Source organism: Youhaiella tibetensis (assembly GCF_008000755.1).
GTDB classification, from domain to species: Bacteria; Pseudomonadota; Alphaproteobacteria; order Rhizobiales; family Devosiaceae; genus Paradevosia; species Paradevosia tibetensis.
The window spans coordinates 606,204-626,351 of the sequence record NZ_CP041690.1 but is presented as its reverse complement, the minus strand read 5'-3'; the positions used below and the strand labels follow the sequence as shown (position 1 = coordinate 626,351).

General features: G+C 64.7%; 20 protein-coding genes. 12 read left to right on the top strand and 8 right to left on the bottom strand.

Annotation, left to right across the window (positions count from 1 at the left end; all coding sequences use genetic code 11):
• Positions 1-64 precede the first annotated feature (64 nt).
• Genes FNA67_RS03105 through FNA67_RS03095 form a run of 3 tightly spaced genes read left to right on the top strand, consistent with a single transcriptional unit; the run spans position 65 to position 3,785 of the window.
• Positions 65-1,897 (top strand): dipeptide ABC transporter ATP-binding protein, encoded by a 1,833-nt coding sequence (locus FNA67_RS03105; RefSeq protein ID WP_147655044.1) that lies wholly within the window; start codon positions 65-67, stop codon positions 1,895-1,897.
• Entirely contained in the window at positions 1,894-2,832 is a 939-nt protein-coding gene (locus FNA67_RS03100) for an ABC transporter permease (protein ID WP_147655043.1), read from the top strand. Before FNA67_RS03105 ends, FNA67_RS03100 begins: the two co-directional genes overlap by 4 nt.
• Positions 2,829-3,785 carry an ABC transporter permease gene (locus FNA67_RS03095; protein WP_147655042.1) on the top strand — a complete coding sequence of 319 codons (957 nt, stop codon included), beginning with the start codon at positions 2,829-2,831 and terminating at the stop codon, positions 3,783-3,785. The genes FNA67_RS03100 and FNA67_RS03095 overlap by 4 nt, the downstream gene beginning before the upstream one ends.
• Before the next feature lie 69 nt (positions 3,786-3,854).
• Here FNA67_RS03095 and FNA67_RS03090 read toward each other — a convergent pair whose 3' ends face one another.
• Together FNA67_RS03090 and FNA67_RS03085 are read right to left on the bottom strand one after the other, a co-directional pair.
• Positions 3,855-6,200 carry an oxidoreductase gene (locus FNA67_RS03090; RefSeq protein WP_147655041.1) on the bottom strand — a complete coding sequence of 782 codons (2,346 nt, stop codon included), beginning with the start codon at positions 6,198-6,200 and terminating at the stop codon, positions 3,855-3,857.
• A gap of 141 nt (positions 6,201-6,341) precedes the next feature.
• Positions 6,342-6,863, bottom strand: a complete 522-nt coding sequence (locus tag FNA67_RS03085; RefSeq protein ID WP_244616453.1) for a winged helix DNA-binding protein — start codon at positions 6,861-6,863, stop codon at positions 6,342-6,344.
• Between the two features lie 155 nt (positions 6,864-7,018).
• Here FNA67_RS03085 and FNA67_RS03080 point away from each other — a divergent pair, with 155 nt between their 5' ends.
• The 4 genes from FNA67_RS03080 to FNA67_RS03065 all read left to right on the top strand — a co-directional run bounded on the left by FNA67_RS03080 (position 7,019) and on the right by FNA67_RS03065 (position 9,979).
• The gene (locus tag FNA67_RS03080) at positions 7,019-8,131 is read left to right on the top strand and encodes an LLM class flavin-dependent oxidoreductase (protein ID WP_049707658.1); all 1,113 of its coding nucleotides are present in this window, start codon (positions 7,019-7,021) and stop codon (positions 8,129-8,131) included.
• A 119-nt stretch (positions 8,132-8,250) separates the two neighbouring features.
• Positions 8,251-8,790: a flavin reductase family protein gene (locus FNA67_RS03075; RefSeq protein ID WP_147655040.1), complete on the top strand. Its 540-nt coding sequence runs from the start codon at positions 8,251-8,253 to the stop codon at positions 8,788-8,790.
• Positions 8,790-9,296, top strand: a complete 507-nt coding sequence (locus FNA67_RS03070; RefSeq protein ID WP_147655039.1) for a flavin reductase family protein — start codon at positions 8,790-8,792, stop codon at positions 9,294-9,296. The genes FNA67_RS03075 and FNA67_RS03070 overlap by 1 nt, the downstream gene beginning before the upstream one ends.
• Positions 9,297-9,358: 62 nt before the next feature.
• On the top strand, positions 9,359-9,979 hold the full coding sequence (locus FNA67_RS03065; RefSeq protein WP_147655038.1) for a flavin reductase family protein: 621 nt from the start codon (positions 9,359-9,361) through the stop codon (positions 9,977-9,979).
• Positions 9,980-9,984: 5 nt separating this feature from the next.
• Here FNA67_RS03065 and FNA67_RS03060 read toward each other — a convergent pair whose 3' ends face one another.
• Complete coding sequence (locus FNA67_RS03060) at positions 9,985-10,695, bottom strand: FCD domain-containing protein (protein ID WP_210246424.1); 711 nt, start codon at positions 10,693-10,695, stop codon at positions 9,985-9,987.
• Between the two features lie 145 nt (positions 10,696-10,840).
• Here FNA67_RS03060 and FNA67_RS03055 point away from each other — a divergent pair, with 145 nt between their 5' ends.
• From FNA67_RS03055 to FNA67_RS03040, 4 genes are all read left to right on the top strand, one after another.
• Positions 10,841-11,962 carry a cupin domain-containing protein gene (locus FNA67_RS03055; RefSeq protein WP_049707653.1) on the top strand — a complete coding sequence of 374 codons (1,122 nt, stop codon included), beginning with the start codon at positions 10,841-10,843 and terminating at the stop codon, positions 11,960-11,962.
• A 106-nt stretch (positions 11,963-12,068) separates the two neighbouring features.
• Complete coding sequence (locus tag FNA67_RS03050; RefSeq protein WP_147655036.1) at positions 12,069-12,980, top strand: fumarylacetoacetate hydrolase family protein; 912 nt, start codon at positions 12,069-12,071, stop codon at positions 12,978-12,980.
• Positions 12,981-13,018: 38 nt separating this feature from the next.
• A complete protein-coding gene (locus tag FNA67_RS03045) occupies positions 13,019-14,035 on the top strand; it encodes a carbon-nitrogen hydrolase family protein (protein ID WP_147655035.1) in 1,017 nt (338 codons plus the stop codon).
• A gap of 25 nt (positions 14,036-14,060) precedes the next feature.
• Positions 14,061-14,816 (top strand): maleate cis-trans isomerase family protein, encoded by a 756-nt coding sequence (locus FNA67_RS03040; protein WP_371874363.1) that lies wholly within the window; start codon positions 14,061-14,063, stop codon positions 14,814-14,816.
• 139 nt (positions 14,817-14,955) lie between these two features.
• Here FNA67_RS03040 and FNA67_RS03035 read toward each other — a convergent pair whose 3' ends face one another.
• Positions 14,956-15,465, bottom strand: coding sequence for a MarR family winged helix-turn-helix transcriptional regulator (locus tag FNA67_RS03035; RefSeq protein WP_147655034.1), 510 nt, complete (start codon positions 15,463-15,465; stop codon positions 14,956-14,958).
• A gap of 195 nt (positions 15,466-15,660) precedes the next feature.
• Between FNA67_RS03035 and FNA67_RS03030 the strand changes: the two genes are divergently transcribed.
• The gene (locus tag FNA67_RS03030) at positions 15,661-16,143 is read left to right on the top strand and encodes an acyl-CoA thioesterase (RefSeq protein WP_082202383.1); all 483 of its coding nucleotides are present in this window, start codon (positions 15,661-15,663) and stop codon (positions 16,141-16,143) included.
• Positions 16,144-16,494: 351 nt separating this feature from the next.
• Here FNA67_RS03030 and FNA67_RS03025 read toward each other — a convergent pair whose 3' ends face one another.
• The 4 genes from FNA67_RS03025 to FNA67_RS03010 are packed head-to-tail and all read right to left on the bottom strand — an operon-like array spanning position 16,495 to position 20,092.
• Positions 16,495-17,322 (bottom strand): ATP-binding cassette domain-containing protein, encoded by an 828-nt coding sequence (locus FNA67_RS03025; protein WP_147655033.1) that lies wholly within the window; start codon positions 17,320-17,322, stop codon positions 16,495-16,497.
• On the bottom strand, positions 17,315-18,196 hold the full coding sequence (locus FNA67_RS03020) for an ABC transporter ATP-binding protein (RefSeq protein ID WP_147655032.1): 882 nt from the start codon (positions 18,194-18,196) through the stop codon (positions 17,315-17,317). Before FNA67_RS03020 ends, FNA67_RS03025 begins: the two co-directional genes overlap by 8 nt.
• Positions 18,193-19,077, bottom strand: coding sequence for an ABC transporter permease (locus tag FNA67_RS03015; protein WP_082202381.1), 885 nt, complete (start codon positions 19,075-19,077; stop codon positions 18,193-18,195). Before FNA67_RS03015 ends, FNA67_RS03020 begins: the two co-directional genes overlap by 4 nt.
• A 10-nt stretch (positions 19,078-19,087) precedes the next feature.
• Positions 19,088-20,092: an ABC transporter permease gene (locus tag FNA67_RS03010; RefSeq protein WP_147655031.1), complete on the bottom strand. Its 1,005-nt coding sequence runs from the start codon at positions 20,090-20,092 to the stop codon at positions 19,088-19,090.
• Positions 20,093-20,148: the final 56 nt, after the last annotated feature.

Below are 20,148 nucleotides of genomic sequence, written 5' to 3'. Positions count from 1 at the left end.
AGGACCGGACGTCCCGACGGGATTTCCGGTCCAACTAATAGAATGTCCCATTAGCGTTCCGGCCATGCCCCTACTCACCGTCCGCAACCTGCACATCGATATTCCGACGGGTGACGGCGACGTGCATGCGGTGCGGGACGTCTCGTTCAGCGTCGAGCCGGAACAGCTGTTCGGCATCGCCGGCGAATCCGGGTCGGGCAAGAGCGTTCTGTCCCAGGCCATACTCGGGCTCATGCCCGGGGCCCGCATCAGCGGGGAAATCCTCTTCGAAGGCAAGAACCTGCTCGAGCTGACGCCCCGCCAGATGCAGAAGCTTCGCGGGGACCGGATCGCGATGATCTCCCAGGATCCGCTTTCGAGCCTCCATCCCTTCTACAGCGTCGGTCGCCAGATCACCGAAGCTATCCGCGCCCATCGCAGGATCAGCGAACGCGCCGCGCTCGAGGAGGCGATCGATATCCTGGGCCGGGTGGGCATCCACTCCCCCGAGAAGCGCGTTTTCGACTTTCCTCACCAGTTCTCCGGCGGCATGCGCCAGCGCGTCATGATCGCCATGGCCATCGTGCTGCGCCCTGCGCTGCTGATAGCGGACGAGCCGACCACGGCGCTCGATGTCACCGTGCAGGCGCAGATCCTTGCGCTCCTCAACCAGATGCGGCGCGAACTGGGTACGGCGATCATCATGGTGACGCACGATCTCGAGCTGCTGTCCTCCATCGCCGATCACGCCATGGTCATGTATGCGGGCAACCGTATGGAGCTAGGGCCGGGCGAGGCTGTGCTCAAGGCGCCGGCTCATCCCTACACGCTGGGTCTCCTGCGGTCATCCCCGACCCAGGAAACCCGCGGCCCGCTCCCCTCGATCCCCGGCCAGCCGCCGAGCCTGCTTGCCGAACAGGTCGGCTGCGCGTTCGCCGCCCGCTGCCAGAGCGCGATGGAAATCTGCGGACAGAAGCGCCCGCCCCTGCGCGAGTTCGACGATGAAACGCGTTCGCTCTGCTGGCTGGAGACAAAGGCGGCCAGCGTTGCGCCCTCGGTTCCGGCGGAGCCGATCCAAGACTTGCAGCCAGCTCCGGACGCGCCGCCCATCGTCAGCGTCAGGGATGTGCATCTCACCTATGGCGGGCGTAATCTTTTCGGGGCTACGCCCGGCGTGGAAGTCCTCAAGGGCATAAGCTTCGACCTTGCCCGGGGCACGACGCTGGGCATCGTGGGTGAGAGCGGTTGTGGCAAGTCCACCCTGGCGCGCATCATCGCCGGTCTCTTGCCGCCGACATCGGGCGATGTCGTCATCGAGGGCGAGAGCATAACCGGGCTCGACCGCCGGCAGTGGGTCGAGATGCGCAAGCGCGTGCAGATGGTGTTCCAGAACCCCTTCGGTTCGCTCAATCCGCGCCGCAGGGTGGGATCCATCATCGGCGATCCGTTCCGCATCCAGAACATCGCCAGTGGCGCCGACCGCAAGCGACGCGTGCGCGAGCTCATGGAAATCGTCGGCCTCAACCCAGAGCATTATAACCGGTTTCCCTCCGAGTTCTCGGGCGGCCAGCGGCAGCGTATCGGCATTGCCCGCGCCCTGGCGCTCAATCCCTCGCTCATCATCTTCGATGAGCCGGTTTCGGCGCTCGACGTTTCCATCCAGGCGCAGATCCTCAACCTGATTGCGCGCCTGCAAAGCGAGTTGGGGCTCTCCTATCTCTTCATCTCCCATGACCTGGCGGTCGTGCGCCACGTCAGCTCGCAGATCGTGGTCATGAAGTCCGGACAGATCGTCGAGCATGCGGACACCCAGACCCTCTACAACATGCCCCAGCACCCCTATACGCGCGAGCTGCTCGCCGCCGCCGACCCGGACTTTCGAAGCGCCCGACCGGCAGCCCTGGAGATCGGCGCATGAACCAGCCAGTCCAGCAACGCAGCTCGTTCGATCTCACCATGCGCCGCCTGCTTTCGGACAAGGCCGGGCTGATATCGCTTTGCTTCATCCTCCTGCTCGTGGCGTTCGCCGTCGGCGCTGACGGCATCGCGGCCTGGACAGGACACTCCCCGATCGACCAGTTCCGCGACACGGCGCTGACCCCCACGGGCCTGCCGGTAGGCCCCAATGCGGACTTCTTCTTCGGCGCCGACCAACTGGGGCGCGATGTCTTTGTGCGCCTAGCCTACGGGGCGCGCATTTCCCTGGCGATCGGCGTCGTCGCATCGCTTCTTGCGGCGCTGATCGGGGTCACGGTCGGGCTGGTGTCGGGGTATTTCGGCGGCTGGGTCGATGTGGTTCTCGGCCGCTTCATGGACCTGGTCATGAGCATTCCCGTGCTCCTGTGCATGCTCTCGCTGGTGGCCGTGTTCGGCCCCAGCGTGCCGCTCAGCGTCGCGGTCATCGTCTTCTTCTCGTGGACGACCATGGGGCGCGTCATTCGGGGGCAGGTGCTTTCGCTCCGGGAACGCGAGTTCGTCGTCGCGGCGCGGTCACTGGGCGCGGGACATCTTTCGATCATGGTGACGGACATCCTGCCCAACCTCACCGTGCCGATCATCATCTACACGACCATGATGGTCCCCAGTTCCATCATCTTCGAGGCCACGCTTTCCTTCCTCGGGCTGGGCATCGTGCCACCGGCACCCAGTTGGGGCGGCATGCTCGCCGACGCTGCAAACAACTCGATCTACATGTTCGCCTGGTGGCTGGTGCTGTTCCCGGGCCTGGCGCTGCTGCTCACGACGCTTTCCTTCAACATCCTCGGCGACGCCCTGCGCGATGCCCTGGACCCAAACAGCTCCAGGCGCGCCCTTCGCAAACGTTCCAAACAGAAGGCCCCGGCCGCGTCATGATCCGCTTCATTGCAAGTCGCATCGGCTTTGCCGCGCTGGTGTTGCTGCTGCTTAGCGGCTTCGTCTTCACGCTATTCTTCGTGGCGCCCGGCGATCCAGCCCGGCTGGTTGCCGGCGAGCGCGCCACCGAGGCGCAGGTCGCCATGGTGCGCGAAAACCTCGGCCTCGACCGTCCGGTGATCGAGCAGTATTTCAGTTTTCTGGGCCGCAGCCTGACGGGCGACCTCGGCTTCTCCTACCGAAACCAGCAGCCGGTCATCCAGCTGATCCAGAACCGCATGCCGGCGACGATCTCGCTGTGCATCGGGGCGGTCATCATGTGGCTTTGCCTCGGCATTCCGATCGGCATCATGTCGGCTCGGTACCCGGGAAGCCTCCGCGACCGCGTCGGGCAGGGCTTTATCCTCATCGGGATCAGCTTTCCCTCGTTCGTACTCGGGATGGCAGCGCTCTATTTCCTCTATTTCCTGCCGCGACAGGCCGGACTTACCCTGTTTCCGCCCGGCGGATACAAGCCCTTCCTCGCCAATCCCGCCCAATGGGCCTGGCACATGCTGCTGCCCTGGTTCACGCTGGCACTGACATCGGCGGCGATCTACGCTCGGCTCACGCGCGGGCAGATGCTCGAGGTGCTGGGCGAGGATTACATCCGTACCGCGCGGGCCAAGGGTCTCTCGGAGCGCAAGGTGATCTACAAGCACGGCGTGCGTTCGATCTTTACCCCGCTCACCACGCAACTGGGTGCCGACATCGCGGCCCTGCTCGGCGGCGCGCTGGTTACCGAGCAGGTCTTCGGACTTCAGGGCATCGGTTCACTGGCGGTGCAGTCGGTGCAGACCCAGGATCGTCCCGTGATCATCGGGGTCGTGATGCTGGCCGGCTTCTTCATCGTGGTCGCCAACCTTGTCGTCGACTTCCTCTACCTGCTCCTCGATCCGCGCGTGCGGGTCTAGGCGCCACTCGGCGCATTCAACACGACCCGAGTATGGACGGCGGTCGCCGCCGTCCATAAGCCTTACGGATCACGCGTTCTGCTTCATGTGCCGCGCGGGCCGCAGCTTGCGCTGGGCCGATACCTGCTTGGCGCGGCTCTTGCCGACCTCGCCGAAGGCGACGTCGCGGCTGCGTAGGTATTGCTCGGGCCAGCGCTGGCCGTTGGCGCCGTACCAGGCCTGCGCCTGCCGCACAAAATAGGGGCTCCAGAGCAGGGTCCGGGCGAGCGCCACGAGATCGGCGCGGCGCGTGTGCAGGATCGTGTTGACCTGACCGGGTTCGGTGACGCCGCCAACGAGGATGGTCGACACCTTGGTGACGTTCCGGATCGCCTCCGAGAGGTGCATGTTGTACATGCGCCCGCGCAGCGGCGGCTGGCTGGAAACGGTGCCACCACTCGAAACATCGATGATATCGCAACCGGCTGCCTGGAAGTCCCGGGCGATGGCGAAGGTGTCTTCCTCGCTGGTGCCGCCCTCGACCCAGTCCGAGGCCGAGATGCGCACCGACATCGGCCGCTCCTTGGGCCAGGCGGCGCGGATGGCGCTGAACACTTCAAGCGGGAAGCGCAGGCGGTTCTCGATCGAGCCGCCATACTCGTCCGTGCGCTTGTTGGTAAGCGGGGAGAGGAACGAGGCGAGGAGGAAACCATGCGCCGCCTGCAGTTCGAGCAGGTCGAACCCGGCGCGCGCCGCGCGCTCGGTCGCCTGCACGAAATCGGCGATGACGGCGTCCATCCCGGCGCGATCCAGTTCGCGCGGCACCGCGCTCACGCCATCGATCCAGGGCAGCGCCGAGGCCGAGACCAGCGGCCAATTGCCTTCCGCCAGCGGATGGAAAGGCTTCTCCCAGCCGCGCTGGGTCGAGCCCTTGCGACCGGCATGGCCCAGTTGCAGTCCGACCTTGGTGTCGGAGCGTTCATGGGCGAAATCGACGACGCGCTTCCATTGCGCCTCGTGCTCGTCCGTCCACAGGCCCGGGCAATTGGCGGTGATGCGAGCCTCGGGGCTTGGAGCGGTGGTTTCCACCAGCATCAGCCCGACGCCGCCCAAAGCGTGCGACATGTAATGAGCGAAGTGCCAGTCGGTGAGGTTGCCCGCCTCGTCGGCCGAGTATTGCCCCATCGGCGACATCACCACGCGATTGGCCAGCTCCAGCTCGCCGATCCTGTAGGGCGTGAACATCGCGGTCGGGCGCGTCTCGGTGAAATCGCCGCCGCCTTCGGCCTTGAGGCGCGCATAGAAGGCGTCGTCCACCTCGCGAATGAAATTGGGATCGCGCACCTGCAGGTTATCGTAGGTGATGGCCTTGGCCCGGCACATCACCACCATGGCGAACTGCATCGGGTCCATGTCGAAGGAGCGGTTCATGTGCTCGAACCAGGCCAGCGAAACGTCGGCATTGTGCTGGGTGATCTGGCACTGGGCGCGGCGCGCCTTGTCATAGGCCTCGAACGCCTGCTCCACGCCCTTCTCGGCATGCGCCACCACAGCGTCCGAAAGCGCGATGCCGCATTCCATGGCGAGCTTGGTGCCCGAGCCGATCGAAAAATGCGCCGAAGCCTTGGCGTCGCCCAAGATCACGATGTTCTCGTGGTACCAGTTCTCGCAGAAGATGCGCGGGAACTTGCGCCAGTGCGACCGGTTGAGCAGCAGCGGGTGACCTTCGAGCTCGTCCGCATAGATGGCTTCGAGCTTGGCGCGCGAGCCTTCCTCGTCGGTCTCGACGAAGCCGTGGCCCTGCCAGCAGGCTTCGTCCATTTCGAAGATCCAGGTCGAGCGGCCTTCCTCGTATTCGTAGGTATGGGCGCAGATGACGCCGTGCTCGGTTTCCTTGAAGAAATAGTTGAACTCGTCCATCGGCCGGGTCGAGCCCATCCACACGAAGCGGTTGGACTTCCACTCGAGCGTCGGCTTGAAGAATTCCTTGTAATGCTCACGGATGGGCGAGTTGATGCCGTCCGCGGCCACGATGATGTCGGAATCGGCAAAGCGCGCCTTGACCTGGGACGCATCGATCCGCTCTCCGAAGGTCAGCACCACGCCCTCTTCGGCACAGCGCTCCTGGAGCGTCCTGAGCAGGTTCTTGCGCGACAGGCCGCAGAAGCCGTTGCCCGAGCAGCGGATCTCGTTGCCCTTGTAGTGGATGCCGATGTCGTCCCAGTAAGAGAACTCGTCGCGGATGCGCTCGTAGGATTTGGGATCGCGCGACAGGAATTCTTCCAGCGTCTCGTCGGAAAACACCACGCCGAACCCAAAACTGTCGAGCGGCTGGTTCTGCTCGTAGATCTCGATGACCCAGTCCGGCCGCGCCAGCTTGGTGAGGAGCGCGAAATAGAGGCCGCCGGGACCGCCGCCGACAATGGTGATCTTCATGCTCGAGACTCGCTCCAGGATAGGTCGTTGCAAATTACTTTAGGTCTAAACTAAAATCCGATCAAGCCGTTTCTTGCCACAAAAAACAAAGCGCCCGGACCTTGCGGGCCGGGCGCGTGAAACTGCAGGAAAAACCGCGTCTTACGTACCGCGGGTCACGCCTAACCGCCGGGCATCGGCGGCGCGGGCGGCGCGTTCGTAGATCTCGGACACCTTCATCAGGGTGTCGCGCGCCTTGCGCACGTCCGCCTCCAGCGCCGGATCGGCGACATATTGCTGGATCATCTCGTCCTGTCGCACATCGGCATAGTCGTCCGTGACCCGCCGGCCGAGATCGGTCACCTCGTAGAGCACGCCCGAGCGGCCGCTGCCCTTTCGCGTCACCAGCCCCGCCTTGATGAGCTTGCGCAGGCTGTACTGGATATTGGCGATGTCGGTGCGGTTTCCGATCGCGGCGAGGTCGTGGATGTTCTTGGGACGGTCGTCCATGCGGATCATGTGCAGCAGCGCATTCTCCGGGCCGGTCGCGGCGAAATCCGTTACCGCCGACAGGCAGGCCGACTGCCAGCGCCCGAAACTCTCGAACGCCGCCATGATGGAAATCTCGAGCTCCGCGAGCGCCGACTCATGCGTGTCGCGCGCCAGGTGCCAAGGATGAAACAAAGCCTCTGATTCTAAAGGGCTTTTCTTGCCGGTATCGCGCCGCGCCAATCTGTATCTCCGCGAAGTCGTCCGCTTCTCGCCCAAAGTCGCATTGCGATCCAATGGACTTTACGATAGACTTTCTATCATAAAATTCTTCTTGGAGGGAGAACGATATGACAACAAAGAAGAATCCCCCGATTCTGGAACGAGATCAATTCCTGCTCGGCTCGTTCGCCAGCAACTGCTCGGGCGGCATGTCCGTCACCAAGGTCCCCGACCGCTGGGATGCAAGCTGGGAGAGCAACCTCACCCTCGCCAAGATGCTCGATGAAGCCGGCATCGACTTCATGCTCCCCATCGCCCGCTGGATCGGCTATGGCGGCGAGACCAATTTCCACGGCCACGTGCTCGAGACCATGACTTGGGCGGCTGGCCTGCTGGCCAATACCCAGAACCTGACGGTTTTCTCGACCATCCACACCGTCGCCAACCTGCCCGTTGTCGTCGCCAAGCAGATCGCCACGCTCGACGCCATCTCCAAGGGCCGCGCCGGCCTCAATATCGTAGCGGGCTGGAACAAGCCGGAATACGAGGCGCTCGGCCTCAACCTCCCCGAAGACCACATCTCGCGCTACGGCTATGCGCAGGAATGGTTCGACGTCATTAAGAAGCTCTGGAGCCATGACGGCACCTTCGATTGGGAAGGCGAGTATTTCAAGCTCAAGGCCGTCCACTCCGATCCCAAGCCGCAGGTGAACGTGCCGATCCTGAACGCCGCCGGTTCCTCGGAAGGCCGCGAGTTCGCGGTGCGCAACGCCAATTTCCTCTTCACCCCGGCAATTGACCTGGCGCGCTCCAAGGCGGAAATCGTCAAACTCAAAGAGCAGTCCGCCGCTGCCGGGCGCGACGTGGGCATCCTCACCATCGCCCTGGTCTCCTGCGCGCCGACCGAAAAGGAAGCGCAGGACCATTACAACTACTTCTACGAGAACTCGGATTGGGAAGCGGTCGACAATCTGGTCAACCTGCAGTTCGCACACGCCCAGTCGTTCCCGCACGACCTCTTGAAGCTCATCCGCGACCGCATGGCCTCCGGCCACGGCGCCTACCCGCTGATCGGCACGCCCGAGCAGGTGGCGCAGGGCTTCGTCGATCTCGCCGAGGCGGGGTTCTCCGGCACGACCATCGCGTTCCTCGACTGGAACAAGGAGTTCCCGTACTTCCGCGACAACGTGCTGCCGATCCTCGAGGACAAGGGCCTGCGCAAGCCGTTCGTACGGCAATAGCGCGATCCTTGGCCGGGCGCGGCACGCCGGTTCCGCGCCCGGTCCCCATATTCCGAATTCAACCCTGCGGGAACATGGCCTGAGGGGGCCGGTTTCCGAACCTGCACGCGGAGGGCGTCATGGTTCTTGATGAGTTGTTCAACATTCGCGACCTGGTCGACTGGGAGGTACCCAACGACGAGTTCAAGCGCGCCATGCGCGGCTTCGTGGGCAGTGTCTGCGTCATCACCGTCGGCGAGGGCGAGGAGCGGTCCGGGCTCACAGCCACCTCGGTGATCTCGCTTTCGGCCGAGCCACCCCGCATGCTGTTCTGCGTCAACCGCTCGGCCTCTGCCTGGCCGCTGCTCGACAGATACAAGCGCTTCGGCATCAATGCCCTTACCGGGGAGCAACAACACATAGCCGACCGCTTTGCCGGCCGCGACGGCGCCAAGGGCCCAGCACGCTACGCCAACGCCGACTGGCTGACGCTCGCGACCGGCGCCCCCATACTTGCCGATGCCCTAGTCGCCTTCGACTGCGAGCTCGAAGAGCGCATCGACAGGCACACCCATTCCATCATCATCGCCAAGGTCATCGAGCTGCGTGTGCGTCCGGATGCACCTGCCCTCGTCTATGGCAACGGCATCTATGATCAGGTCGGAGGCAAGCAGGACTGATGCAGGACTTTTCCGAACTCGATCAGGGCGCCTTCTGGCGTGTCCTCGGGTCGCGCGCCATCGGCATGACGCTGGTGACTGCCGGCCGCGGCGAGAACCGTGCCGGCCTCATCGCCCTTTCCGCTGCTCATGTCAGCGCCGCCCCGCCGACGCTCCTGGTCTCGGTCGACCAGTCGACCTCGGCCCTCTCGGTCATCCGGGACACCGGGGCTTTCGCCATCAACTTCCTCGCCAGCATCGACCGCCCTGTCCACGACCGCTTCCATCCCAGGAGCGGCCTCAAGGGCGCCGATCGTTTCGAGGGCGAATACTGGGGTGAACTCAAGACCGGCTCGCCCGTGCTCAACGACGCCATCGGCGCCTTCGATTGCGAACTCGTGGAGATCATCGAGCGCGACAAGGTCGCCATCTGTCTCGGGCGGGCGGTGGCGGCGCGCGCGGGCGACGGCGATCCGCTGGTCTATTTCAAGGGTGGGTTCGGTGGCTGGGTGGCATCGGACAATTAGCAGACGCCCGAGCAAGGACCTGCTAAGAGCGCCCCCAGGCGTAACTGGAGGCGGCACCGACGATGCCCCGCGACTATCATTATTACGAACCCGCCAGCGGCCATGGGCTCAAGCACGATCCATTCAACGCAATCGTCGGGCCGCGCCCGATCGGCTGGGTCTCCTCGATGAACGCAGCGGGGCACCTCAACCTGGCGCCCTTCAGCTTCTTCAACGCCTTCAACTACGTGCCCCCGATCGTCGGCTTTGCCACGGTGGGTCCCAAGGACACGCTGGCCAATGTGCGCGAGACCGGGGAGTTCTGCTGGAACCTTGCTACCCGTCCTCTGGCCGAAGCCATGAACATGACGTCGGCCATGGTGGCTCCGGACGTGGACGAATTTGCACTGTCGGGGCTCACCCCGGCCCCTTCGCGCCTGGTGAAGGTTCCCCATGTCGCCGAGGCCCCGGTGGTCTTCGAGTGCAAGGTTACCCAGATCGTGCAATTGCAGACGGCTGCCGGCGCGCCGGTCACGACCTGGGTGACGTTCGGGGAAGTGGTGGCGGCCTATATCGAACGCTCGCTCATCAAGGACGGCGTCTACGACACGCTTTCCGCCCGGCCGATCCTGCGCGCGGGCGGGCGTGGCGACTTCTTCGAGATCCTGCCCGAGGGCTATTTCGAGATGATCCGCCCGCGCTGAGCGGCCTATTCGGCCGCAGCGGCGCTGCGCAGACCAACCTCTATCAATTCGCCGGTGCGCCGATAGTGTTCGTCGAGGCGCGCGACCGCCAGGCCGGCATCCCGCTTGAGGGTCGCATCCATCAGCTCGGCGTGTTCCTTCATCACGTCGCGTGGGCCACCCGCGCCACGAAGTTCGCCCGAAAGTGCCGGACGGCGATAGCGCTCGGTCCGCGTATAGAGCTGGCCGGCAATGTGCAGCAGCGATTGCGAGCCGCAGGCCGAGATCAGGGCGTGGTGGAAGGATTGGTGCCGATCCTCGAGCGCCTGGTCGAACTGCCCTTCGACCGCCACGTGCAGCTCGATGGCCTTGCTCAGTGCATGGAAACTGGCGACCACGCGCGCCTCCCAATCGACGTCGCCCTTGGCGATCGAGCGCCGCAGCGCCTCCGATTCGACCAGCGTGCGCGTCTCGATCAGGTCCCACATTTCGTCGAGCGAGACCGACGCCACGCGGAAACCGCGCAGCGAGGCGAGCTCGGTCAGCCGGTCGCCTGCGAGTCGCGTCAGCGCCTCGCGGAGCGGGGAAAAGCTCAATCCGTACCGATCCTTGAGGGCAGCCAGACGCAGGGGTTCGCCCGGCGAAAACACGCCGTTGAGAATGTCGTCCTGGATCAGGCGATAGGCCCGATCGGCAAGGGAGGCGTCGTCGTCACGCAGCGCGTCGGTACTGGGCATGCTCATTCGCGTCGCTATTGGGGCACCTGGGTTTTACCCGATTGCACGAAATTTGCGCAAGTCGATGGATTTTATAAAATCCTGTTGACGTTCGAAAGCCAACCATTATTCTTCGATGCCAAGGTCCAGTAAGGGAGATCAGCTTATGACCGCTGCTAGAGAGAACCACCGCGAGGCCGTCGCCGGTCGTTCGGACGTGGAAGACACCGCCGAACTGCTCGCCTATTACGAGGAACTCGAGACCCTCAAGGCCGGCGCGCTCTGGACCGTGGCCAACAAGATCGAGCCCTGGGAGCCGGTGTCGCGCTACAGCCCCGTGCTCTGGCCCTACGACAAGATGCGCAGCCACGTCCTGCGCGCCATCGACCTGGTGACGCCTGAAAAGGCCGGCCGCCGCGTGATCTACCTGAACAATCCCGGCGCCGGTGACCGCGCCGCCTGCGTGGGCGGCATCTATTCGGGCCTGCAGGTGATGAAGGCCGGCGAAACCGCCTCGGCCCACGCCCACTCGACCTCCGCCATGCGCTTCATCATGGAAGGTCGCGGCGCCTATACGATCGTTGACGGCCACAAGATGACCCTGGGCGCCAACGACCTCGTTCTCACCCCCAACGGCACCTGGCACGAACACGGCATCGACCCGGAGGGCACCACCTGCATCTGGCAGGATTGCCTCGACATCCCGCTGGTCAACACGCTCGAAGCCAACTTCTATGCCGTCCATCCGGACATGCACCAGAAGGTCGGCTATGCGGTGGACGACACCAAGTACACCTTCGGCGCCCCGGGCCTGCAGCCCCAGGTCTCCTGGGACAAGGCCTATTCGCCGCTCTACAAGTATGAGTGGGGTCCGACCTACGAGGCGCTGGTCAAGTATTCCAAGGTCACCGACGGCTCGCCGTACGACGGCATCCTGATGAACTACGTCAACCCGCGCAACAACGGCCCCGTCATGCTCACGCTCGGCGCGTCCATGCAGTTGCTGCGTGCCGGCGAGAAGACCAAGGCCCACCGCCATACCGGCAACGTCATCTACCAGGTAGCCAAGGGCTCGGGTTATTCGATCATTGGCGGCCAGCGCTTCGACTGGAAGGAGAAGGACATCTTCTGCGTCCCGTCCTGGGCCTTCCACGAGCATGCCAACGGCTCGTCCAGCGACGATGCGTGCCTATTCGCCTTCAACGACTTCCCGGTGATGAACGCGCTGGGCCTCTATCGTGAACAGGCCTTCGGCGACAATGACGGCCACCAGAAGGTCGAAGCCTAATCACCTCTATCCATGGGCGCTTCCCCACGCGGGAAGTGCCCTAGACATCAACGGGGACATCCGGGCAAGCGACGCCCGCCCCGGCTAACACAAGGTCCAATTGAACATGCGTCTCGTTACTTACCGCAGCGGCCCCGCCGCCGCCGGCCGCCTTGGTGCGCTCGTCGGCGACCTGGTCATCGACATCGAAGCGCTGGGCGCCGCCTATGAAATCGAGCTGCCCAACGACATGCTCACCTTCATCGATCTGGGACCCGCTGCGCTCGACACCACCCGTCAGCTCATCGAGGACAGCGAAGGCGAGTTCCCCGTCGGCACGGCGTTCTACGCCTCCAACGTGAAGCTCCTGGCCCCGATCCCGCGCCCGCGCAAAAACATCTTCGGCATCGGCCTCAACTACGTGGAGCACGTCGCCGAATCCGCGCGCTCGCTCGACACCTCCAAGGACCTGCCCAAGCAGCCGGTGATCTTCTCCAAGCCCCCCACCGCCGTCTGCGGCCCGGGTGACGCGATCGAACACAACGCCAAGATCACCCAGCAGCTCGACTGGGAAGTCGAACTGGCCGTGATCATGGGCCGCAAGGCCAAGCGCGTCGAGGAAGCCGACGCCCTCGACTACGTCTTCGGCTACACCGTCCTGATCGACTTCTCGGCCCGCGATTGTCGCCGCGCCGGCCAGTGGATCGTCTCCAAGGGCCAGGACACCTACGCGCCTATGGGCCCCTGCATCGTCACCGCCGACGAAGTGCCGAACCCGCATGACCTCGACCTTTGGCTCACGGTCAACGGCGTCACCAAGCAGTCGTCCAACACCAAGCATATGCTGTTCAAGGTGCCGACCCTGATCTCGGACATCAGCCAGGGCATGACGCTCGAGCCGGGCGATATCATCGCCACCGGCACTCCCGATGGCGTCGGCGCCGGCCGCTCGCCGCAGGAATGGCTCTGGCCCGGTGACGTGGTCGAAGCCGGCGTCGATGGCCTTGGCAAGCTGCGCCACCCGATCGTCGCCGTCTGATTGAACCCGCCGCCTCGCACAGCATAAGGACGCTCAAGATGGGTCTCTTCCCCAAATTCACCGCCGCCGCGGTCCAGACCGCTCCGGTGTTCATGAACCCGGCGGCCACGACCGAAAAGGCCTGCGCCCTCATCCGCGAGGCGGCCGCCAACGGGGCAAGGCTCGTCGCCTTCCCCGAAGTCTTCATCTCGGCCTATCCCTATTGGAGCTGGATCATGTCGCCCATCGAGGGCGGCCCCTGGTTCCAGAAGATCTACGAAGCCTCGGTCGAGATCCCCGGCCCCGAGATCGCCGCCATCGCCGCTACCGCGCGCGAATGCAAGGTCAACGTGGTGATCGGCGTCAACGAGCGCACCCGTGAGAGCCACGGCACCATCTACAACACCCTGGTCACCATCGGCTCGGACGGCGCCATCCTCAATCGCCACCGCAAGCTCGTGCCCACCTGGGCCGAAAAGCTCACCTGGGCGGGCGGTGACGGTTCGACGCTCCAGGTGCTCGATACCGATATCGGCCGCCTCGGCTCGCTCGCCTGCGGTGAGAACACCAATACGCTGGCCCGCTTCACCCTTCTCGCCCAGGGCGAGATGGTGCACGTGGCCAGCTACATCTCGCTGCCCGTCGCCCCGCCCGACTACGACATGGCCGAAGCCATCAAGCTGCGCGCTGCCGCGCATAGTTTCGAGGGTAAGGTCTTCACCGTCGTCGCCTGCTCGACCATCTCCGAGGAGATCATCGAGGCGGTGACCGTCAATCACCCGGAAGCCCGCCCGCTGCTCGAACGCAAGAGCAGCGCCTTCTCGGGCATTCTCGGTCCCGATGGCCGCGTGGTCGGCGAAGGGCTCGTGGACGAGGAAGGCATCGTCTACGCCGAGATCGACCTCAACAAGTGCATCCAGCCCAAGCAGATGCACGACATTACCGGCCACTATAACCGCTTCGACGTCTTTGACCTCAGGGTCAACCGCCGCGCCAATTCCCGCGTCTCCTGGGCCGGCGAACCCGCCGCCGACTGGCGGCTGGCCAATGGCGACCCCGCGCCCGACGAAGCCTGATCCTTCTTTTCCGGAGCACTCCAACTTGTCTAAGCTCAATTACCGCATCGGCCAGATCGTGCCGTCGTCCAACACCACGATGGAAACCGAGATTCCGGCGCTGCTCAACGCGCGCATGCTCGATTTTCCCGAGCGCTTCACCTTCCACTCCTCGCGCATGCGCATGAAGAAGGTGGTCAAGGAAGAGCTCGAGGCCATGGATCGCGACAGCGACCGCTGCGCCGCCGAACTCTCGGACGCCCGCGTCGACGTGCTCGGCTATGCCTGCCTCGTCGCCATCATGAGCATGGGCCACGGCTACCACCGCACCTCCCAGTCCCGCCTGCGCCAGGTCACTACCGATAACGGCGCCGACGCTCCCGTGGTCACCAGCGCCGGCGCGCTGGTCGAGGGCCTGCATACGCTGGGCGCCAAGAAGATCGCCGTCGTCTGCCCCTACCTCAAGCCGCTGACCCAACTCGTGGTCGACTACATCGAGGCCGAAGGGATTGCGGTGAAGGATTTCGTCGCGCTCGAAATCCCCGACAATCTGGAAGTCGGCATCCAGGACCCGAAGAACCTCCTCGAAATCTACAAGCGCCTCGACCTCACCGGCGTTGACGCCCTGGTGCTCTCGGCCTGCGTGCAGATGCCGTCCCTGCCGGCCATCGCCCAGGTCGAACAGGAAGCCGGCATCCCCGTGCTCTCCGCCTCGATCGCCACCACCTACCAGATGCTCAAGAGCCTCAACCTCGAAACCCGCATTCCCAATGCCGGGGCACTGCTCTCGGGCAAGTACTGAGTCTTTGGCTCACCCCCACCCTCTTTCCCCCCAAAAGGGGGAGAGAGGCGATGGGGCACGATCGAGCCAGCAGGTCTCCCTCCCCCGTGTGGGGAGGGAACAAGGGGTGGGGGGATAGCCCAGAGCACAAGCCGCCGGCCTATTCCCCGTCCTGCAACGCCTTGCGCGCCGAAACCTTGGCCTTGCCCAGCAACCCCAGCAGCGCCCGGGTATCCTCCGCGCTCAGGTCCGCGAACATCTCGCCGATCCACGCCTCATGAGCCGCCGCCATCCGGGCAAAATACGCCCGCCCTTCGGCCGTCATGCGGATGATCTGCACGCGCCGGTCCTTGGGGTCGGGCGTGCGCGTGATGTAGCCCTCGCTGGCCAGGCGATCCACGATCGCCGTGATATTGCCCGCGGACACCATCAGGCGCTTGGAGATTTCGCCGAGCACCAGTCCGTCATCCACGCGGAAAAGCTGGGAGAGCAGGTCGAAGCGCGGCAGCGTAATGTCGAATTCCCTCGTCAGGCGCCGGCGGACCTCCGCTTCCACGATGCGCGAGGCAGAGAACAGGCGCAGCCACAGCCGCAGCGGATCGTGATGGTCGGCGGGAGCATCCACGATCTTGGTTTCTGCATCGATCCACTGGTCGTCGGCGCTGGCCATGAGGGCATTCCGCAAAGGTTGGGCTGAAGGTCAGGTAGGCGGGTTCGCTTGAAGCTTCAACAATTTCTCGCCTTGCCCGAGCTAACGCAACAGCGCGGGTCAAGTTGCACCCTGTTTTCTAAATAGTTTAGACTTGAAGTAATATGCCAAAGATGAGAGAAATCAGGCAGAGAGCCTACCGGAGTCGTTAGCGTTATGAGCCGTGCCGTCCCCATCACCCAGGACCAGCTTCCCACCAGCACCTGGAGCAAGATCGTGCCGATCCATTTCGGCCAGTGCGACCCGGCCGGCATCGTCTACACCCCCAACTTCTTCGACATCTTCAACACGGTGATGGAGGACTGGTTCTCCGAGCACCTGCGCATCGACTACCACGCCATCATCCGCGATCGTCGCATCGGCATGGGTTACGCCCACGCTGCCTCCGACTTCTTCATCCCTGTGCTGATGGGCGAACGCCTTGAAGTCTTCGTCATCGTCAAACGCGTCGGCAACGCCTCCTATACGCTCAACCTTCACGCCATGAAGGGCGGCAAGGAAGCGGTGCGCGGCGAATTCGTGGCGGTGACCACCTCGCTGGAAACCCACAAGCCCATCGGCATGCCCGACGACATCAAGACCGCCCTGGTCCGCTACGAAGCCGCCCAGGAAGGCTTTGTCGCGGTCGCTGCGCAATAGCGCGCTCCATACACCTCTCCCCTCTTGGGAGGCGGACAAGTCTCGCCCCCTCACCGCCCTGCCGGGCACCCTCTCCCCGACGGGGCGAGGGTTTTCGCTGTGGCCCGGCCAGTGCCCCAACCCTCGCCCCCTCGGGGAGAGGGTGGCGCGCAGCGCCGGGTGAGGGGCGGCCCCAACCGTCGGGCCCGATTTGGGCCTAGCTCGGCTCGGCTCGAATGGCATCCGGGACCCACGAGCCGACGCCAAACCCAAACTCCCAAAAAACGAACGGACCGAACGTGCCCCCGCCGTTCGGTCCGTTCTGCGCGAGGCGACCAATGCGATCGAGCCTCGCTCATCTGCTTGGTGTCGTCAGGCGGCGGTGGTTTCCAGCCAGTCCTGGGAAACCACCGGCAGGGGGATCGCGTCGATCAGCGCGCGGGTATAGGCGTGCTGGGGGTTGGCGAAGACCTTTTCGCACTCGCCCTCTTCCACCACAACGCCGCCATTGAGCACGTAGACGCGGTGGCAAAGGGCGCGGATGACCGAAAGATCGTGGCTGATGAACGCCATCGAAAGGCCGATCTCGGCGCACAACTCCCGCAGCAGTTGCAGGACGCGCGCCTGGGTTGAAACGTCCTGCCCTGAGACGATCTCGTCCGCGAGCACGAAGCTGGGCCGCAACATTACCGCGCGGGCGATTCCGACGCGCTGGCGCTGCCCGCCCGAGAGTTCGTGCGGATAGCGCGTCAGCACGGCCTGCGGCAGGCCGACGCGATCGAGTACCTCTGCGATCCTGGCTAACGCCGACGCCTTGTCGGGCGCGATGCCGTGCAGAAGGATGGGCTTGGAGAGGATGGTTGCGATGGTCTGGCGCGGATTGAGCGAGGACATCGGGTCCTGGAAGATCATCTGCATCTGCCGGCGCAGCGCGATCTCTCCACCCGGGAAGTCCGCCAGCGGCTTGCCATCGAACAGCACCTGGCCGCCCGTCGCCGCCTGGAGCCCGAGCAGCGAACGGCCCAGCGTCGTCTTGCCCGAACCGGATTCGCCGACGATGCCGACGATCTCGCCCCGCCCTATGCCTACATTGACGCCCTTGAGCACGCGAAGCGGCTGGGGGGCGCGGCCGAGGAACGAGCGCTTCTGCCCGAATTCCACCACCAGGTCGCGCGTCTCGACCAGAAGATTGTCAGCCATGGCGTGCCCCCTGATTGTCGAAGCTGGCGACCTCGGCGCGGCAGGCCGCGATCACCGCGTCGTCGATGGGGTGCAGCCCCGCCGACGGATTGTCGTAGCGCGGGCTGGCCGCGATGAGCGCCCGCGTATAGGCATGGCGCGGCGCCGAGAAGATCTGCTCGGCCACGCCCTGCTCCATCACCTTGCCCTGGAACAGCAAGGTCACCTCGTCGCAGAGCTGGGCGACGACGCCGAGGTCATGGGTCACGAACAGCACGGCGGTGCCGTGTTCGGCCTGCATGGTCTTGAGGAGCTTGAGCACCTGCTTCTGCACAGTGACGTCGAGCGCCGTGGTCGGTTCGTCCGCAATGAGCAGGCGTGGCTGCAGCGCGAAGGCCGAGGCGATCAGCACGCGCTGGCGCATGCCGCCCGAAAGCTGGTGCGGAAAGCTCTCCATGACGCGCTTCGGATCGCGGATCGCCACCTGGTCGAGGAGTTCGAGCCCCCGCGCCGCGGCGGCCTTCCCGCTCAGCCCCTTCCACATCCTGAGCCCGTCGGTGAGCTGGTCGCCGATCTTGCGCCCCGGATTGAGCGCCGTCAGCGGATCCTGCGGGATGAGCGCGATCTGCGAGCCCACGAAGCGGCGTTTTTCGCGCTCGGGCATGTTGATGAGATCGTGGCCATCGAGCATGACGCTGCCGCCGGTGATGGTGACGCTCGAGGCGAGGATGCCCAGGATCGCCTTGGAGATCGTGGACTTGCCCGCCCCGCTCTCCCCCACCAGCCCCTGGATGCGGCCATTGTCGAGGCTGAGCGAGACGTCGCGCAGGATCGGCTTGTTGTCGCGGCGCGACACCGCCGAAAGGTTTGAAATGGTGAGAAGTGGCTTGCTCATCGCTGCATCACCGGGTCGAGCGTGCGGCGCAGTCCCTCGCCGAGCTGGTTGAAGGCAAGGACGGTGGCAAACAGACCGACCAGCGGCAGCGCGAACACCCACCAGGCCTGGTAGATGATGGTGCGGCCCTGCGCGATCATGCCGCCCCAGGTCGGGGTGTCGGACGACACCGAAAGTCCCACGAACGAGAGAATGGCCTCGATGACGACGGCCAGGCCCAATTCGAGCGTGAAGAGACCGAGCACGGTCCAGAGCACGTTGGGAAGGATTTCCCCGGCGAGGATTCTGAAGTCGTTGAAGCCCAGCACCCGGCCCGCCGTCACGTAATCGGCATTGCGCTGCGCCTGTGTCTCGGCGCGCACCACGCGAGCGAAGCGCGTCCAGTCGATGATGGCGATGGCAAAGATCACCGAATGCACGCCCGAGCCCAGGATGGCGACGATGAGGATCGAGAGCAGCACGGCCGGAAACGCCATCCAGATCTCGATGAGGCGCGAGACCACCGCATCCACCCAACCGCCGAAATAGCCGGCGAGAAGCCCGACAAGCGTGCCCACGGCGGCCGCGATGATGGCGGCCGAGAAGGCGACGGTGAGCGCGATGCGCGTGCCGAAGATGAAGCGCGAGAGCACGTCGCGGCCCAGATCGTCGGTGCCCAGCCAGTAGCCGGGCTCTGCCCCCTGCATCCAGGACGGCGGATAGAGCCCCAGCATCAGGTCCTGCTCGAGCGGATCGTGCGGAGCGATCCAGGGCGCGAAGATGGCGAGGACGATCAGCACCAGGATGAAGCCGCCGCCGATGATGACTTTGGGATCGCGCAGCAGGGCCCGCAGCGTCGGCCCGAAGGCGCGCCGGGTCGGCGCCGCCACCGGATTGGTCATGTGCACAGCGTCAGCCACGGCTCAGCCTCGGATTGAGGGCGACGACCAGCAGGTCAACCGCCAGGTTGATGAGAATGAACAGCACGCCGAACATCAGGATCAGGCCCTGGATCAGCGGAAAGTCGCGGTTGATGACCGCATCGATCGCCATGTTGCCGAGCCCGGGATAGGAAAAGATCTTCTCGATGATGACGGTGCCGCCGATGAGGAAGGTGAACTGCACGCCGGTCAGCGCCAGCGTCGGCCCCACCGCGTTGCGCAGCGCCTCGCCCAGCACCAGGCGGCGCTCGCTCATGCCCTTGACCCGGGCCAGCACCACGTAGTCCTGCATCATGGCTTCGCCGAGCGCTTCCTTGAGCACGCGCGCTATGATGGCCGCCAGCGGCAGGGCGAGGGCAAAGACCGGCATGAGCATGTGCGAGAACACGTCCCACGCCACGCTCCAGCGGCCGGTGAGAATGGCTTCGATAAGGTAGAAATTGGTGACGAACACCGTCCCCGCCGCCGGATCGTTCCGGCCCGAAAGCGGCAGGATCGGGAAGGCGACGCCGAGCAGCAGCACGAAGGCCAGCGCCCAGACGAATTCCGGCACGGTGAGGAGCAGACTGTTTGCCCCGTCGAGCGCCGAGGCGCCCCAGCTCTTGCGCAAAAGCGTGCTGAGCACCGCCATCAGGCCGCCCAGCAGCACCGCGATGACGAGGGCGGCGATGGCCAGCTCCAGCGTCGCCGGCAGGCGCTCGGAAAGCAGCGAGATCACGCTCACCTGCCGCGAGATCGAGGTGCCGAAATCGCCTTGCAGGAAATTGGTCAGCCAGATCCAGAACTGCATGAACAGCGACTGGTCGAGCCCGTATTTGGCCTTGAGCGCCAGGATGTCGGATTCGCTGGCGCCCGGTCCGATCATCATGGCGATCGGGTTGCCGGGGGCGACCCGCAGCAGGACGAAAACTACGATTGCGACGCCGAGCAGGGTTATGGCCCCCATCGCGACGCGCTTGAGAATGGCCGAAATCATCGGTCGCACGCTCCCTCTGCTGCACTAAGGTTGGAAGCGCTCGATCCGGTTCCCCG

What these genes read in the sequence shown, in the direction of transcription:
- FNA67_RS03060 (WP_210246424.1), bottom strand. Translation starts at nt 10,695, where the DNA reads ATGCCCAGTACCGACGCGCTGCGTGACGACGACGCCTCCCTTGCCGAT.
- FNA67_RS03090 (WP_147655041.1), bottom strand. Translation starts at nt 6,200, where the DNA reads ATGAAGATCACCATTGTCGGCGGCGGTCCCGGCGGCCTCTATTTCGCG.
- FNA67_RS03095 (WP_147655042.1), top strand. Translation starts at nt 2,829, where the DNA reads ATGATCCGCTTCATTGCAAGTCGCATCGGCTTTGCCGCGCTGGTGTTG.
- FNA67_RS03015 (WP_082202381.1), bottom strand. Translation starts at nt 19,077, where the DNA reads ATGACCAATCCGGTGGCGGCGCCGACCCGGCGCGCCTTCGGGCCGACG.
- FNA67_RS03035 (WP_147655034.1), bottom strand. Translation starts at nt 15,465, where the DNA reads ATGGCCAGCGCCGACGACCAGTGGATCGATGCAGAAACCAAGATCGTG.
- FNA67_RS03045 (WP_147655035.1), top strand. Translation starts at nt 13,019, where the DNA reads ATGGGTCTCTTCCCCAAATTCACCGCCGCCGCGGTCCAGACCGCTCCG.
- FNA67_RS03070 (WP_147655039.1), top strand. Translation starts at nt 8,790, where the DNA reads ATGCAGGACTTTTCCGAACTCGATCAGGGCGCCTTCTGGCGTGTCCTC.
- FNA67_RS03105 (WP_147655044.1), top strand. Translation starts at nt 65, where the DNA reads ATGCCCCTACTCACCGTCCGCAACCTGCACATCGATATTCCGACGGGT.
- FNA67_RS03080 (WP_049707658.1), top strand. Translation starts at nt 7,019, where the DNA reads ATGACAACAAAGAAGAATCCCCCGATTCTGGAACGAGATCAATTCCTG.
- FNA67_RS03020 (WP_147655032.1), bottom strand. Translation starts at nt 18,196, where the DNA reads ATGAGCAAGCCACTTCTCACCATTTCAAACCTTTCGGCGGTGTCGCGC.
- FNA67_RS03025 (WP_147655033.1), bottom strand. Translation starts at nt 17,322, where the DNA reads ATGGCTGACAATCTTCTGGTCGAGACGCGCGACCTGGTGGTGGAATTC.
- FNA67_RS03065 (WP_147655038.1), top strand. Translation starts at nt 9,359, where the DNA reads ATGCCCCGCGACTATCATTATTACGAACCCGCCAGCGGCCATGGGCTC.
- FNA67_RS03050 (WP_147655036.1), top strand. Translation starts at nt 12,069, where the DNA reads ATGCGTCTCGTTACTTACCGCAGCGGCCCCGCCGCCGCCGGCCGCCTT.
- FNA67_RS03100 (WP_147655043.1), top strand. Translation starts at nt 1,894, where the DNA reads ATGAACCAGCCAGTCCAGCAACGCAGCTCGTTCGATCTCACCATGCGC.
- FNA67_RS03055 (WP_049707653.1), top strand. Translation starts at nt 10,841, where the DNA reads ATGACCGCTGCTAGAGAGAACCACCGCGAGGCCGTCGCCGGTCGTTCG.
- FNA67_RS03075 (WP_147655040.1), top strand. Translation starts at nt 8,251, where the DNA reads ATGGTTCTTGATGAGTTGTTCAACATTCGCGACCTGGTCGACTGGGAG.
- FNA67_RS03010 (WP_147655031.1), bottom strand. Translation starts at nt 20,092, where the DNA reads ATGATTTCGGCCATTCTCAAGCGCGTCGCGATGGGGGCCATAACCCTG.
- FNA67_RS03030 (WP_082202383.1), top strand. Translation starts at nt 15,661, where the DNA reads ATGAGCCGTGCCGTCCCCATCACCCAGGACCAGCTTCCCACCAGCACC.